7 protein-coding genes are annotated in these 15,512 nt (G+C 72.6%); 2 read left to right on the forward strand and 5 right to left on the reverse strand.

Translation table 11 applies throughout. The annotated features are described in order from the left end of the window. Positions 1–70 precede the first annotated feature (70 nt). From nudC to ACFC09_RS44645, 5 genes are all read right to left on the reverse strand, one after another. Positions 71–1,015 (reverse strand): NAD(+) diphosphatase, encoded by a 945-nt coding sequence (gene nudC, locus ACFC09_RS44625; protein ID WP_376538683.1) that lies wholly within the window; start codon positions 1,013–1,015, stop codon positions 71–73. Between the two features lie 153 nt (positions 1,016–1,168). Continuing rightward, positions 1,169–2,572 carry a dipeptidase gene (locus ACFC09_RS44630; RefSeq protein WP_376538685.1) on the reverse strand — a complete coding sequence of 468 codons (1,404 nt, stop codon included), beginning with the start codon at positions 2,570–2,572 and terminating at the stop codon, positions 1,169–1,171. A gap of 47 nt (positions 2,573–2,619) precedes the next feature. Beyond that, positions 2,620–6,171 carry a UvrD-helicase domain-containing protein gene (locus ACFC09_RS44635; protein WP_376538687.1) on the reverse strand — a complete coding sequence of 1,184 codons (3,552 nt, stop codon included), beginning with the start codon at positions 6,169–6,171 and terminating at the stop codon, positions 2,620–2,622. A gap of 361 nt (positions 6,172–6,532) precedes the next feature. Next, positions 6,533–9,940, reverse strand: coding sequence for an ATP-dependent helicase (locus ACFC09_RS44640; RefSeq protein ID WP_376538689.1), 3,408 nt, complete (start codon positions 9,938–9,940; stop codon positions 6,533–6,535). 263 nt (positions 9,941–10,203) lie between these two features. Continuing rightward, the gene (locus ACFC09_RS44645) at positions 10,204–10,593 is read right to left on the reverse strand and encodes an MGMT family protein (protein ID WP_376538691.1); all 390 of its coding nucleotides are present in this window, start codon (positions 10,591–10,593) and stop codon (positions 10,204–10,206) included. A 185-nt stretch (positions 10,594–10,778) separates the two neighbouring features. Between ACFC09_RS44645 and ACFC09_RS44650 the strand changes: the two genes are divergently transcribed. Both ACFC09_RS44650 and ACFC09_RS44655 read left to right on the forward strand, forming a co-directional pair. Further along, positions 10,779–13,520 (forward strand): lysylphosphatidylglycerol synthase domain-containing protein, encoded by a 2,742-nt coding sequence (locus tag ACFC09_RS44650; protein WP_376538693.1) that lies wholly within the window; start codon positions 10,779–10,781, stop codon positions 13,518–13,520. A 187-nt stretch (positions 13,521–13,707) separates the two neighbouring features. Further along, positions 13,708–15,243 carry an alpha/beta hydrolase gene (locus tag ACFC09_RS44655; protein WP_376538695.1) on the forward strand — a complete coding sequence of 512 codons (1,536 nt, stop codon included), beginning with the start codon at positions 13,708–13,710 and terminating at the stop codon, positions 15,241–15,243. Positions 15,244–15,512: the final 269 nt, after the last annotated feature.

Genomic DNA, 15,512 nt, shown 5'->3' on the forward strand with positions numbered 1-15,512 from the left:
GGTCCCGGCCGGGACCACCACCCCTTGCACGTCACTCGGCGTCCTCGGCTCGCCGCCGGCGGGCCGGTTCTCAGACGAAGCTGCGGGTCGGCAGCGGCTTGCCGTACCACAGCTCGATGAGACGGGCGGCGATGGAGATGCCGTACGGCGGCTGCACCTCACCGGACTCGAAGGCGGCCCGCAGTTCCTCGCGGGAGAACCAGCGCGCCTCGTGGATCTCGTCGCCGTCGACCTCGATGTCGGTCGAGGTGGCGTGGGCCATGAAACCCAGCATGAGGCTGGACGGGAACGGCCAGGGCTGGCTCGCGACGTACTCGACCGGGCCGACGGTGATGCCGGCCTCCTCGAAGACCTCGCGGCGCACCGACTGCTCGATGGACTCGCCGGGCTCGACGAACCCGGCCAGCGTGGAGAAGCGGCCCTCGGGCCAGTGGACCTGGCGGCCGAGCAGGATGCGGTCCTCGTCGTCGGTGACGGCCATGATCACGGCGGGGTCGGTACGCGGGTAGTGCTCGGCGCCGCAGGCCGGGCAGCGGCGGATGTGCCCCGCTGCGGCGATCACCGTGCGCTCACCGCAGCGCGAGCAGAAACGGTGGGTGCGCTGCCAGTTCTCCAGACCGACCGCGTGCACCATCAGACCGGCGTCACGCGGCGACAGGAACAACCCTGCCTCGCGCAGCCCGGCCGGGCGGGCGGACTGGTCGATACGGCCGGGCAGCGAGTCCTTCTGGAGGGCGAAATAGCTCACCCCGTCGTCGTCGGTGCCCAGGAAGTAGCGGTGTGCCTCGGTGAGGGGAGCCTCGAAGGACGGGGTCATGACGAGTTCGGTGCGGCCGTCCGCTGTCTCGTCGATGAGGACCTGGCCGCCGGAGACCACGAAACAGCGGGTGGTGGGGTGACTCCACGCCGCCGCGAGCCATGCCTCGTCGAGGCGGTGGTGGGCGGCGCGGTCGATGCCGCTGGGAGCGGTGAGCGAGATGGGTCGGTCGGCGGTGTGGTCGGTCCAGGTGGTCACGGGTGCTTCCAACTCCCCCAGTGGAACGGTTGGGTTCGGCGGGCGGTTCAGCGGATCGAAGGGCGGGAGGGAACCGGGTCGGGCGGGTGCGGTGCGGGCAGGACGGTCCTTCCAGTGTGCCGCGCGGGCGCGGGCGCTTTGCACGGCACCGTTTCAGGGCTCATGGCGCCAGTTCTCCGCCAGGTCGGCCCACAGGTAGGCGCTGGTCTCGACGCCCTTGAGCAGCAGGTCGAGCTCGACCTTCTCGTTGGGCGCGTGCCAGCCGTCGGACGGTACGGAGATGCCCAGGAACAGGACAGGGGCGCCGAGGACCTCCTGAAGGCCGGCGGCCGGTCCGGAGCCCCCCTCGCGCGTGAAGCGGACGGGCTTTCCGAAGGCGCGGCCCATGGCGCGGGCGACGGACTGAAGGGCGGGGTGGTCCAGTGGGGTCAGGCACGCGCGCGTGGCGCTGCCGAAGTCGATCTCGCAGCGGATCCCCGCGGGCACCTGGTCCGCGGCCCAGGCGCGGACGGCCTTCTCGACGTGGTCGGGGTCCTGGCCCGCGACCGTCCGGAAGGAGAGCTTCACCATCGCCGAGGACGGGATGATCGTCTTGTTCCCGGGGCCCTGGTAGCCGCCGCCGATGCCGTTGACCTCGGCGGTGGGACGTGCCCAGACGCGTTCCAGGGTGGTGTGTCCGGCTTCGCCGTGGGCGGCGTGCGACTTGGCGGTGCGCAGCCATTGCGGCTCGTCGAAGGGCAGGTCGGCGAAGAGTTCCCGCTCGCGGTCGGTGAGTTCGACGATGCCGTCGTAGAAGCCGGGGATCGTCACGCGCGCGTGCTCGTCGTGCAGGGCGGCGACGAGACGGGCCGCGGCGGTGGCCGGGTTGGGCACGGCGCCGCCGAAGGAACCGGAATGGATGTCCTGGTCGGGTCCGTACAGCCGGATCTCGCACTCGGCGACGCCGCGCATGCCGGTGCAGACGGTGGGGGTGTCCGCGGACCACATGCCGGTGTCGGAGACGATCACGGCGTCGGCGGCGAGCCGGTCGGCCCGCTCCTCGACGAGCGCCCGGAAGTGCGGAGAACCGGCCTCTTCCTCGCCCTCGATCAGCAGTTTGAGGTGGACGGCGGGGGCGGTGCGGCCGGTGGCGGCGAGGTGGGCGCGGACGCCGAGTGTGTGGAAGAACACCTGGCCCTTGTCGTCGGCCGCCCCGCGCGCGTAGAGGCGGCCGTCCCGGACCACGGGCTCGAACGGCTCGCTGTCCCAGCCGTCCGCGCGGGCGGCCGGCTGGACGTCGTGGTGGCCGTAGACGAGGACCGTGGGCGCCTCGGGGTCGTCCGCAGGCCACGCGGCGAAGACGGTAGGGGCGCCCGGCGTGTCCCAGACCTCGGTGGTGGGGAAACCGGTCTCCTTGAGCTTGGCGGCGAGCCAGTCGGCGCTGCGCCGTACGTCGGGCGCGTGGTCGGGCTGCGCCGACACGGACGGGATGCGCAGCCACTCCGCGAGGTCGTCCAGGAAGGCGGGACGGTGCTGCTCGATGTACGCGCGGACGGCGCTGTCCGGGGTCTGGCTCATGACATCGAGCCTATCGGCCCGTACGGGCATCCTGATCGGGCTGTTCGTCACACCGGGGGCTCAGGCCGCGGCTCCCCGGTGAGCAGCCTTTCGAGCGCCGCCCGGTCCGGCAGGCCGACCGGTCGTACGACCTCGCCGCTGCGCACGTGAAGGAAGACGGCGGTGACGGATTCGGGCGGTATGCCCTGCTGCTCGGCCCAGGCCAGCCGGTACACCGCGAGTTGGAGCGGGTCGGCGGTGCGGCCGCGGCCGGTCTTCCAGTCGACGATCTCGTACGTCGCCGTGTCGCCGTCGCCGTTCTTGTAGACGGCGTCGATCCGGCCTCTCACCAGGCGCCCGGCCAGGGCGAGCTGGACGGGGACCTCGACGCGGTAGGGCGTACGGCGTGCGTACTCGGTGCGTTCGAATGCCTCCTTGAGCGCCTCCAGGTCACGCTCGTCGGCGATCTCGGCCTCGGTGCCGGGCAGCTCCTCCGGCTCCAGCATCGGCAGCGTCAACTCTTCGTAGCGGGCCTCCACCCACGCGTGGAACCGGGTGCCTCGGCGCGCGGCCGGTTGTGGGGGGCGGGGCATCGGGCGGGCGAGTTCCTGTGCGAGCCCGTCCGGGTCGGCAGCCAGGCGCAGCACCTGGGTCGCGGTCAGCGTGGCGGGCAGTGGGACGTCCGTCACACGCTCCCGCGCGCGCAGCAGTTCTCCGGTGAGCGCGTCGAGATCGCGGTCCCAGGAGGCGATGGTGCGGGCTTCCTCGGGGGTGAGGCCGGTGTGCTCGGGCTCGATGGGACGGGGATGGGCGGGCGCCGGCGGGGCGGGCGCGCCTGCCTGGTGCGGGACCGTCGGGCGGTCGTCGGACCACTGGTCCCAGTCGGCCGGGTCCTCCGCGAAGGGGGACTCCTCCGCGTCGGGATCGAAGGGGGACTCCTCCTCACCGTAGGCAGCGAGGGAGGGCTCGTCCTCGTAGGGGTCGTGAGGTGGCTGGTCCTCGTAGGGGCCATGGGGGGATTCGGCGTCGAAGGGTGCGTCGTCGTCCGGCGGCGGCCAGTCCGGGTCGTCGAGGCTGCCGGGGGCGTGCAGGGCCGCGGGACGGCCACCCACGCGCGAGGGGAGGCCGTCCAAGTGGGCGAGGACCGTCTCGGCGGCGGCCCGGCGGCGGGCCAGGGCGTCACTGTCCAGGGGCAGCGGCCAGGCCCGGTCGGCGGCCGCCTCGTGCAGGACCGGGTTCTCCTCGCCCTCTTCGGGTTCGTCCGCCCACGCCTCGATCTCGCCGTACCCGGCGGCGCAGTGGTCGTGCAGCGCCCACAGGAACTCGGAGGGGCCACGGGGCTTCTTCTGCGCGGGTCCCCACCAGTGCCCGGAGCCGAGGAGCAGCGAGCGGGGACGGGTGAAGGTGACGTAACCGAGGCGGAGTTCCTCGGTGTGCTGGTGGTCCTTCATGTCCTCGTGGAAGGCCCGCATGCCCCGCGAGTCCCAGCTCGCGAGGTCGGGCAGGGTGTCGGCGTCGCCGCGCAGCCCGTGCGGCAGCACCTTGGCCTGCGAGGTCCACTTCTCCCGGCCCTGGGTGCTGGGGAAGGTACCGGTGACCAGGCCGGGCACGGCGACGACGTCCCATTCCAGGCCCTTGGACTTGTGCGCGGTGAGCACCTTGACGGTGTTCTCCCCTCCGGGAAGGGCGTTGTCCAGGCCCTTCTCGTACTGGGCGGCGGTGCGCAGGAAGCCCAGGAAGGCCAGCAGTGTGGCCTCGCTCTCGCCCGCAGCAAAGGAGGCGGCGACGTCCAGGAAGTTCGACAGGGTCTCGCGGCGGCGGGCCGCAAGGGCGTGCGGGGACGCCGACAGTTCCACTTCGAGGCCGGTGACGGCGAGGACGCGGTGCAGGACGTCCATCAGCGGGTCGGACAGGGAGCGCCGCAGTTCGCGCAGTTCGGCGGCCAGGCGGGCGAAGCGCACGCGCGCGTCCGCGGAGAAGGGCAGCCCGTCGTCGGTGCCGTCCCCGTCCATGGGGGACTCCAGGAAGGTGTCGAGCGCGTCCGCGAGCGATATCACCTCGGACGGGTCGATCCCCTCGACGGCCTCGGCCAGCCTGCGGTCGGGGTCGTCGTCGGCGTCCACGCGCGCGTGGGACACGAGGAGGCGGGCGCGCCGCCCCAGTAGGGCGAGGTCGCGGGCGCCGATCCGCCAGCGCGGGCCGGTCAGCAGGCGCACCAGGGAGGCGTTGGCGCCGGGGTCCTGGAGGACTTCGCAGACGGCGACGAGGTCGGCGACCTCGGGCAGGTGCAGCAGTCCGGAGAGACCGACCACTTCGACGGGGATGTCGCGGGCGACGAGCGCGCCCTGGATCTGGGCGAAGTCGGCCGCCGTGCGGCACAGGACGGCGATCTCGCCGGGCGCCTTCCCGGTCCGGACGAGGTGGGCGATGGAGTCGGCGAGCCAGGCCATCTCCTCGCCGTGGGTGTGCAGCAGGGCGCAGCGGACCGTGCCGTCACGCTCGGCTCCGGGGGCCGGGCGAAGGGCCTGCACGCCCGCGTGCATCGCGCGCAGGGGTGCGGCGAGGCCGTTGGCGAGGTCGAGGAGACGGCCGCCGCTGCGGCGGTTCTCGCTGAGCGCCTGTCGGGTGGCGGCGCGGCCGTCGGGGTGCGCGAAGTGCTCGGGGAAGTCGTCGAGGTTGGCGACGGAGGCGCCGCGCCAGCCGTAGATCGCCTGGCACGGGTCGCCGACGGCGGTCACGGGGTGGCCGGTGCCCCCGCCGAACAGCCCGGCCAGCAGGACCCGCTGGGCCACCGAGGTGTCCTGGTACTCGTCGAGCAGCACCACACGGAACTCGTCGCGCAGTACCCGGCCGACCTCCGGGATCGCGGCGAGGGCGGCGGACAGCGCGATCTGGTCGCCGAAGTCGAGCAGGTCGCGGTCGCGTTTGGCGGCCCGGTAGCGCAGTACCAGGCCGGCGAGTTCGCGGCGGGCCGCGGCCGCCTCGGGGACCCTGCGCAGGTCGGCATTGGTGAGTTTCGTGCCCTCCAGGGTGCGCAGCAGCCCGGTGTCCCAGGTGCGCAGGTCCTCGGGGCGTACGAGGTGTTCGGCGAGTTCGGCGTCGAGCGCGAGTAGGTCGCTGACCAGGTCGGCGAAGGAGCGGGTGAGTGCCGGGTAGGGGCCGGGGGCCTCGCGCAGCACGCGCGCGGCGAGCTGGTAGCGGGTGGCGTCGGCGAGGAGCCGGGACGTCGGCTCCAGCCCGATGCGCAGGCCGTGGTCGGCCAGGAGGCGGCCCGCGAAGGCGTGGTAGGTGGAGATGACCGGCTCCCCCGGCGGGTTGTCCGGGTCGATGACGTCGGGGTCGGTGACGCCTGCGTTGACCAGTGCCTTGCGGACGCGCTCGGCGAGTTCTCCGGCGGCCTTGTTGGTGAAGGTCAGGCCGAGGACCTGTTCGGGGGCGACCTGGCCGGTGCCGACCAGCCAGACCACGCGGGCCGCCATCACGGTGGTCTTGCCCGACCCGGCTCCGGCCACGATCACCTGCGGGGCGGGCGGCGCGGTGATGCAGGCCGTCTGCTCCGGGGTGAACGGGATGCCGAGCAACTGCTTGAGCTGCTCGGGGTCGGTGATGCGAGCGGGCATGACGCAGAGGCTATCGGCGGGCACTGACAGTCGACGCGGGGATCGGTCGGCGGGGGCCCGTGGGGGCACGGGGCAGCCGGTGTCGGCGCGGGCCGGCCCGGGTGATGGCGCAGGCGCCATGACGTGTCCAGGCTGGACAGCACGGCGGTACGTACGGCGCAGCAGCGCGCACGCAAGGCCAGTGCGCGCGTCAGAGCAGTACGCAGGTCACCGCAGTACGCAGGTCACCGCAGTACGTACGTGACGGCAGTTACGTACGCGGCTCCGCGTACGACGTGCCGTACGCGGAGCCAGCGGCGCTACGTGGGGATAAGTGGCGCTGCGCAGAGATACATGCCATTACACGTAAATACGCGGAGATTCACTCGACCACGTGCCGTCCTTCGGGACGCGCGCTGCAGGACGCCCGGAACGCGCAGTGGGTGCAGTGCTGGCCGGTGGTCGGTGTGAACCGCTCGTCGAGGACCTTGCCGGCGGCGGTGGCAAGCAGATCGCCGACCCACTCGCCCGCCAGGGGCTCCTGGGCCTGTACCTTCGGCAGGCTCTCGCCGCCGTCCCGTTGGGCGGCGCCCTGCCTGAGGTGGACGAGTTCGGCGCCGCCCGGTTCGGGGCGCACGCCGTCGAAGGCGTCGTCGACGGCGCCCTCACGGACGGCGAGCTGATAGACGGCCAGCTGGGGGTGGCGGGCCACCTCCGCCGTACTGGGCGCCTGTTTGCCGGTCTTGAAGTCGACCACGTAGGCACGCCCTTCGCCGTCCGTCTCCACACGGTCCATCTGGCCGCGGATGCGCACCTCGAACTCGCCCGCTTCCAGGGTGACGTCGAAGTCGTGCTCGCTGGTCACCGGCTTGCGCCCGGCCCGGACGCCGTTGGAGTCGACGTGCCACGCAAGGAAGCGTTCGAGCGCCACGCGCGCGTGCTCCTTCTCTTGCGCCGACTTCCAGGGCGCGTCGAAGGCGAGCGCGTTCCACACCGACTCCAGGCGTTCCATCAGGACGGAGAGGTCGGCCGGAGTGCGCCCCGAGGCGACCTCGTCGGCGAGGACGTGCACGACATTGCCGAACCCCTGGGCGGTGGTGGCCGGTGCGTCTGCCTTCACCTCGCGGCCCAGGAACCACTGGAGGGAACAGGTGTTGGCGAGCTGGTCGAGGGCGCTGCCGGACAGCACGACGGGCTGGTCGCGGTCGCGCAGCGGCACCTTGCTCGTGGTCGGTTCGAACATGCCCCACCAGCGTTCCGGGTGCGCCGACGGGACCAGCGGGCGGCCTTCTTCGTCGCCGAGCGCGGCGAGCCGGGCCAGGCGGCGGGCGGCGGCCTCGCGCAGACCGGCGGACGCGCGCGGGTCGACCGTGGTGGCACGCAGTTCGGCGACCAGGGCGGCCACCGACAGGGGACGGCGGGGACGGCCGGTGACGTCCCTGGGCTCGACGCCCAGTTCGGCGAGGAAGCGGGAGGGCCGGTCGCCGTCGTCCGCGGGCGCCTTCACCGCGGTGACGACGAGACGTTCACGCGCGCGCGTGGCGGCCACGTAGAACAGTCGGCGCTCCTCGGCGAGCAGCGCACCCGGGGTGAGGGGTTCGGCGAGCCCGTCGCGGCCGATGCGGTCGGCCTCCAGGAGGGAGCCGCGACGGCGCAGGTCCGGCCACAGACCTTCCTGGACGCCGGCCACCACGACCAGGCGCCACTCCAGGCCCTTGGCGCGGTGGGCGGTCATCAGCCGGACGGCGTCGGGGCGCACGGAGCGCTGGGCGAGTGTGTTCGCGGCGATGTCCTCGGCGTCGATCTCCTCCAGGAAGTTGAGGGCACCACGGCCACCGGTGCGCTCCTCCGCCCGCGCGGCGGTGGCGAACAGGGCGCACACGGCGTCGAGGTCACGATCGGCGTTGCGGCCCGCCGCGCCGCCGCGCCGGGCGGTCCGGGCCAGGCGGGCGGGCCATGGCGTGCCCTCCCACAGCTCCCACAGCGCCTCCTCGGCGGTGCCGCCGCCCGCCAGGCGCTCCCTGGCCTTCTTCAGCAGCGCGCCGAGGCGCTGTGCGCCCCTGGCGTACGCCGGGTCGTGCGCGACCAGCCGCTCGGGCTCGGCGAGCGCCCGCGCGAGCAGTTCGTCCGAGGGCGGCGGCAGCGGATCGCCCGCCGCTCTCTCCTCCTCGCGCAGGGCCCGGCCGAGCCGACGCAGGTCGGCGGCGTCCATACCGGCGAGCGGTGAGGCGAGCAGGGTCAGCGCGGTCTCGGTGTCGAGCCAGGAACTGTCGTCCCGCAGGGACCCGAGGGTGTCCTCCCCGGAGGGCTGCTCCACGGAGGGATCGGCTCCGTGGACCGGCCCCTTGCCGCTGGGCTCCTCGTCCTCTTGTGCGCCCCTTGCACCCGGCCGCGCCGCCTCTGCCGCCGCGACCGCCCGGAGCGCGGCCAGCAGCGGTGCCACCGCCGGTTCATGGCGCAATGGCAGGTCGTCACCGTCGATGTCGAGGGGTACCCCGGCCGAGGTGAGGGCCCGGCGGACGGTGGGTATGGTGCGGGATCCGGCACGGACCAGGACCGCCATGTCGTTCCAGGCGACGCCGTCCTCCAGGTGCGCCCTGCGCAGGATGTCGGCGATGTTGTCCAGTTCGGTGCCTGCCGTGGGGTACGTGTAGACCTCGACGCGGCCGGTGTCGCGCACCGGGACGAGTTCGCGGTGGGCGCGCATCTTGTCGGCCGGAAGTCTGGTCAGGGGCATGCGCTGGGTCAGCAGGCGGGTCGCGGCCAGCAGGGCGGCTCCGGAGCGGCGCGAGGTCCGCAGCACCTCCGTGGGTGCCGGACGGCCGTCCGCGCGCGGGAAGGCCGCGGGGAAGTCCAGGATGCCGTTGACGTCGGCGCCCCGGAACGCGTAGATCGACTGGTCGGGGTCACCGAAGGCGACCAGGGTGCGGCCACCGCCCGCGAGGGCGTGCAGCAGGCGCACCTGGGCCGGGTCGGTGTCCTGGTACTCGTCGACGTACACGGCGTCGTACCGGGCGGCGAGCCTGGCCGCGATCTCGGGGCGGCCGGCCAGCAGCACCGCGCGGTGGACGAGTTCCGCGTAGTCGAGGACGCCTTGCAGGTCGAGCACGTCGAGGTATTCGGCGAGGAAGGCGGCGGCGGCCCGCCAGTCGGGGCGGCCGATGCGGTGGGCGAAGGCGTCCAGGGCGGCGGGACCGAGGCCGAGTTCCCGGCTGCGGGCCAGGACGGCGCGGACCTCGTCGGCGAAGCCGCGGGTGGTCAGGCAGGCCCGCAGCTCGTCCGGCCAGCGCACATGGGCGAGGCCGAGCCGCTCCAGGTCCGGCTGGCCCGCGAGCAGGTCGCGGACGGTCACGTCCTGCTCGGGGCCGGAGAGCAGCCGCAGCGGCTCCACGAACAGGTCGCTGTCCTGGTGGGCACGGACCAGGGCGTACGAGTACGAGTGGAAGGTGGTCGCCCGGGGCGCGCGGGCCGCGCCCACGCGCCGGGCCATGCGGTCGCGCAACTCGGTGGCGGCCCGGCGGCTGAAGGTCAGCACCAGGATCCGCTCGGGGTCCGCGCCGCGGGCGACCCGCGCGGCCACGGACTCCACCAGTGTGGTGGTCTTGCCGGTGCCGGGTCCGGCGAGAACCAGCAGAGGTCCGGACCGGTGGTCAACCACCGCGCGCTGGGCGGCGTCCAGACCAGGGGGCTCGGGTTCGGCCGGCGGGGTACGGACCAGCCGGTAGGCGCCACGGCTCCCCTGCCGCGCCTCGGGGTGCGGCAGGTTCCTGGTGGTGGAGGAGGAGCTCACGTGGTTCGCCGGTCCTGGTACTCGTACTCGTCTGGCTGTCCCGCGCGCGGGATGGTGGCCGCGGGGTGAGGGGGACCCGTGTGGCCGACGCTACGCCGACGTCCGCTGCGGAAGCAGCGCTTCCGCCTCTTCCCGCAGTGCACTCACGGCACTCACGGCACTCGTGTCCCACGCCTCACGAACGTACGGCATGCCGCAGACGTCCCCCGTGTCCCTCGTACGGGCCACCGGTTCCCCCAATGGGGCTTCCATGGCGGAAGCTGTCAGGTGTGACCCTGTGCGCTTCCGCCGCCGTCCCACCGGGCCCGTCTCATGTCGAGTCGCGGCAGGTGGCTCTCGGCTGCCCTGCTCGCCTCCTTCAGCGGCGTGCCCTCCGCGCGGTAGTGGCCGAGCGCGCGCAGTTCGTGGCCCGCGAGCAGCCCTCCGTCGGACCGCACGACGCGCCACCACGGCACGGCTCCCCCGTAGAGGGCCATCACCCGGCCGACCTGGCGCGGTCCGCCCTCCTCCAGCCACTCGGCGACGTCCCCGTACGTCATGACCCGCCCGGGTGGGATCCGTTCGGCGACGTCGAGGACCCGCTCGGCGTACTCCGGCAGTGCGTCCGGGTGCCCCTCGTCGGGTGCCCGGCCCGAAAGGCTCTCCTCGCTCATTCGCCCCATCCTGCCCCACCCCACCGACAACGGGACGCGAGCGGGGCGGCGCCTGCCCTCGCCCTCCGGCGGTGTTTCCGACACACTGTGCGCTCCCGCAATCGCACCCTGACGACACCGTGTGTCGGAGGGCCATGCCACCATCGTGCGGGCGGTGACCGGTGATACGAGACCAAGAAGAGGCGATGAAGCAGCAGGGCGTGCACGCCGAGGGCGCGGAGGGCACCTCCGACGCGGCGGCGCGCCCGGACACCGCCGGGACGCACGGCACCAGCCCCGCCGAGGAGGAGAACGGCACCGGTACCGCACCCGGGAACGACTGCCCTGCCGACGCGCACATCGAGGAGGTCGAGGGCGACGAGCCGCTCCTCCCCGCGCGCGTGCACCGCCCTTCCGACCTGATGCGTCTGATGGTGGGCGTGCTGGCGATCGTCGTGCTCCTGGCCATCGCCGCCTTCGCCCACGGCACCACCTCGGGCCTGGAACAGGACATCAACAAGGGCACCGGCCAGGCACCCGATCTGCTGATCAAGATCGCGGGGCTGGCGTCGAGCATCGCGATCCTCCTGGTGCCGGTCGCGTTCGCGATCGAGCGGCTGATCAAACGGGACGGGCTGCGCATCGCCGACGGCGTCCTGGCGGCGGTCCTCGCGCACGGAGTGACGCTCGCCACCGACCTGTGGGTCGCCCGCGCCGCCCCGAGCTCCATCCAGGAGGCGCTCACCCAGCCGTCCCCGGGCAACATCCACGCGCTGACCGACCCGGTGCACGGCTATCTGGCCCCGGTCATCGCGTACATGACGGCCGTCGGCATGTCCCGCAGACCGCGCTGGCGCGCCGTGCTGTGGATCGTGCTGCTGCTCGACGCGTTCTCCATGCTCGTCACCGGCTACACGACGCCGTTCTCGATCATCCTGACGGTGCTGATCGGCTGGACCGTCGCCTACGGCACGCTGTACGCGGTCGGCTCCCCGAACGTCCGGCCCACCGGGCAGACGCTGATGGCGGGCCTGCGCCGGGTCGGCTTCCACCCGGTGACCGCCGCCCGCGAAGAGGCCCCGGACTCCGAGAACGGCGACCGTGGCCGGCGCTACTTCGTGACCCTGGAGGACGGGCCGCCACTCGACGTCACGGTGGTCGACCGCGAGCAGCAGGCACAGGGCTTCTTCTACCGGGCGTGGCGCAATCTGACCCTGCGCGGCTTCACCACCCGCTCCAGTTTCCAGTCGCTGCGCCAGGCGCTGGAGCAGGAGGCGCTGCTGGCGTACGCCGCCATCGCGGCCGGCGCCAACGCGCCCCGGCTGATCGCCACCTCCGAACTGGGCCCCGACGCCGTCATGCTCGTCTACGAGCACACCGGTGGGCGCACGCTCGACTCGCTGGCCGACGAGGAGATCACCGACGAGTTGCTGCGCCTGGCCTGGCACCAGGTCCAGGCTTTGCAGTCGCGACGAATCGCACACAGTAGGCTCGCGGGCGACGCGATACTGCTGAATCCCTCCGGTGCGGTAGTGCTCACTGATCTACGCGGAGGCGAGATCGCGGCCGGAGATTTGCTGCTGCGTATGGATGTCGCGCAGCTGGTGACCACCCTGGGGCTTCGGGTGGGCGCCGAACGGGCGGTCGCCTCCGCGGTCGGTGTCCTCGGCCCCGACGCCGTCGCCGACTGTCTGCCGATGCTCCAGCCGATCGCGCTGACCCGCTCCACGCGCGCGACGCTGCGCAAACTGGCCCGCGAACGGGCGCAGCGCGAGCGCGAAGCGGTCCTGGAGGCGTCCCGGCAGGCCAAACTCGCCCGTCTGGAGGCAGCCCCGGAGGACAGCAGGCCCGCCCTGGAGAAACCCGACAAGAAGACGGCGCGGGCCGAGCAGCGGGCCGAGAAACGGGCCATCGACGAGGCCCTGGAAGAGGCCCGCGAGGAGGATCTGCTCACCCAGATCCGGCACCAGGTGCTGCGGATCAGGCCGCAGGCGCCCGTGGAACCCGCCCGGCTGGAACGGGTGCGACCGCGCACGCTGATCAGTTTCATCGCGGGTGCCATCGGCGCCTACTACCTGCTGACCCAGCTCACGCACATCCAGTTCGCCACCCTCTTCGCACAGGCCCAATGGGGCTGGCTCGCCGCGGCGGTGGCGTTCTCGGCGCTCAGCTACGTCGCCGCGGCGATGGCGCTCCTGGGCTTCGTGCCCGAGCGTGTGCCGTTCGTACGGACCGTGGCGGCGCAGGTCGCCGGGTCGTTCGTGAAGATCGTGGCGCCGGCCGCAGTCGGCGGTGTCGCCCTCAACACGCGCTTCCTGCAACGCGCCGGGGTGCGCCCCGGGCTCGCGGTGGCGAGCGTCGGCGCGTCCCAGTTGTTCGGGCTCGGCTGCCACATCCTGATGCTGCTGTCCTTCGGCTATCTGACCGGCACCGAGAAGACGCCGTCGCTGTCGCCGTCCCGTACGGTCATCGCCGGTCTGCTGACGGTGGCGGTGCTCGTGCTCGTGGTGACCTCGGTGCCGTTCCTGCGGAAATTCGTCCTCACGCGCGTGAGGTCGCTGTTCGCGGGTGTCGTGCCGCGCATGCTCGACGTGTTGCAGCGCCCGCAGAAGCTGATCACGGGCATCGGCGGCATGCTGCTGCTCACCGCCTGCTTCGTGATGTGCCTGGACGCCTCGATCCGCGCGTTCGGCGACGAGTCGACCTCGCTCAGCATCGCCAGCGTCGCCGTCGTCTTCCTCGCCGGCAACGCGCTCGGCTCCGCCGCCCCGACCCCGGGCGGCGTGGGCGCCGTGGAGGCCACCCTGACCGTCGGCCTGATCGCAGTCGGGCTCCCCAAGGAGGTCGCCGCTCCGGCCGTACTGCTGTTCCGGCTGCTCACGCTGTGGCTGCCGGTGCTGCCGGGCTGGCTGGCCTTCAACCACCTCTCGCGCCGGGGGGCCCTGTAGGCGGGGCCGAGCAGTCGGGTCGGAGCCAGGGCGGGCCGACAGCGGGTGGACCGGGTCCGGGCGGGAGCCGAGAGCCCGGGGGAGGCCGGCGGCGCACCCGTGGGCACGACGCGTCGAGCGGAGCGCCCGGTACCTCGTACGGCCCGCGTCCCGCGCGCCCGGGTGCGCGGGCCCGCAGGATGGGTTCATGAGGCCCTCCCGGATCCGCACCGCCCTGGCTGCCACCGCCCTGCTGCCCGCCCTGCTCGTGGCCTGCGGCGGCGGTTCGAGGGACGGGAACCTGCTGGCCCAGAAGCTGGACTGGAAGGACTGCCCGGCTCCCTCCGAGGCCCAGGGGGGCGGCAATCCCCCGTCGCCGCTGCCGGGAGGCGGCACGTGGCAGTGCGCCACCATGGAGGCTCCCCTGGACTGGAGCAACCCCAAGGGCGACACCCTCGGGATCGCCCTCATCCGGGCGCGGGCCAGCGGTGACCCGGGCAAGCGGATCGGCTCGCTCATCTTCAACTTCGGCGGACCCGGCGGCAGCGGCGTCACCTCGCTGCCCGCCTTCGCAGGCGACTACGCGAAACTGCGCACCCGCTACGACCTGGTGAGCTTCGACCCGCGCGGGGTCGGCCGCAGCGATCCCGTCAAGTGCAAGAGCAACGCCCAGCTCGACGAGTACTTCCAGCAGGACGCGACGCCCGACAACAGCGCCGAACGCGCCCAGCTCGTGAACCGCACCAAGCAGTTCAACGCGGCCTGCGAGAAGAACTCCGGGCGGACCCTTCCGCATGTGCGCACCACGGATGCCGCCCGCGACATGGACCTGATGCGCCAGGTCCTGGGCGACAGCAAGCTGCACTACTTCGGCATCTCGTACGGCACCGAACTGGGCGGCGTCTACGCCCACTTGTTCCCCAAGCACGTGGGACGGGCCGTCTTCGACGGGGTCGTGGACCCCACCAAGGACCCCGAGCAAAGCGCGCTGGGGCAGGCCAAGGGCTTCCAGCTCGCGCTCGACAACTTCGCCGACGACTGCACGTCGAAGATCGAGGAGTGCCCGATCGGGGACACCTCTCAGGACGTCAAGAACCGCATCGCCAAGCTGCTCAAAGACCTCGACAAGAAGCCGATCCCGGGCATCTTCCCGCGTCAGCTCACCCAGACCGACGCCACCAACGGCATCGCGCAGTCCCTGTACTCCAAGGACTTCTGGGAGTACCTCACGGCGGGCCTGGAGGAGGCGTACGACGGCGACGGCAAGATCCTGATGCTGCTGTCCGACTCGATGAACGGCCGCAACCAGAACGGTGAGTACAGCAACATCATCCCGGCGAACATCGCCATCAACTGCGCCGACGAGAAACCGCGGTACACCGTCGACGACATCCAGCGGAAGCTGCCGACGTTCCGCGCGGCCTCTCCACTGTTCGGGGATTTCCTCGCGTGGGGCATGCTGAGCTGCACCAACTGGGCGGTGCCGGGCGCCGCCGACCACCCCGAGGTGAGCGCGCCGGGAGCCGCGCCGATCCTGGTCGTGGGCAACACCGGCGACCCCGCGACCCCGTACGAGGGCGCGCGGAGGATGGTGGACGCGCTCGGCAAGGGCGTCGGCGTCGAGCTGACGTACAAGGGGCAGGGGCACGGAGCGTACGACAGCAAGGACAAGTGCGTACAGAATGCTGTGAATGCCTATCTACTGGACGGAAAGGTGCCGACAGCCGGCGCCGTCTGCTCCTGACTCCGCCCTTCCCTCCCTCGCCCGCTCCCCGCCCGCCCCTTGCCCGTCCCCCGCCTCCCCCCACTCCGCTCCCCCGCCCTCGTCCCGGCTGCCTGAACTCTCGTCCGGACTCCCCCAGCCCCCAGGCGAATTCGCAGGTCAGCGATCCAGCGCACCTTTGGTGCGCGCCGGGGACGTGGTAAATCCCGTGGCGTGCGCCGGAGGTGCTTCTGTCTGCCCTGACGTGGGCTGATGCCGGTTCGGGAACCTGAAGGTGTCCGTTCCGGCCG

The organism is Streptomyces sp. NPDC056161, assembly GCF_042268025.1.
Classification (GTDB): Bacteria; Actinomycetota; Actinomycetes; order Streptomycetales; family Streptomycetaceae; genus Streptomyces.

Bases quoted from the DNA above. Each gene is read 5' to 3' on its own strand.
- ACFC09_RS44630 (WP_376538685.1), bottom strand. From the start codon at position 2,572: ATGAGCCAGACCCCGGACAGCGCCGTCCGCGCGTACATCGAGCAGCAC.
- ACFC09_RS44635 (WP_376538687.1), bottom strand. From the start codon at position 6,171: ATGCCCGCTCGCATCACCGACCCCGAGCAGCTCAAGCAGTTGCTCGGC.
- ACFC09_RS44650 (WP_376538693.1), top strand. From the start codon at position 10,779: ATGAAGCAGCAGGGCGTGCACGCCGAGGGCGCGGAGGGCACCTCCGAC.
- ACFC09_RS44645 (WP_376538691.1), bottom strand. From the start codon at position 10,593: ATGAGCGAGGAGAGCCTTTCGGGCCGGGCACCCGACGAGGGGCACCCG.
- ACFC09_RS44655 (WP_376538695.1), top strand. From the start codon at position 13,708: ATGAGGCCCTCCCGGATCCGCACCGCCCTGGCTGCCACCGCCCTGCTG.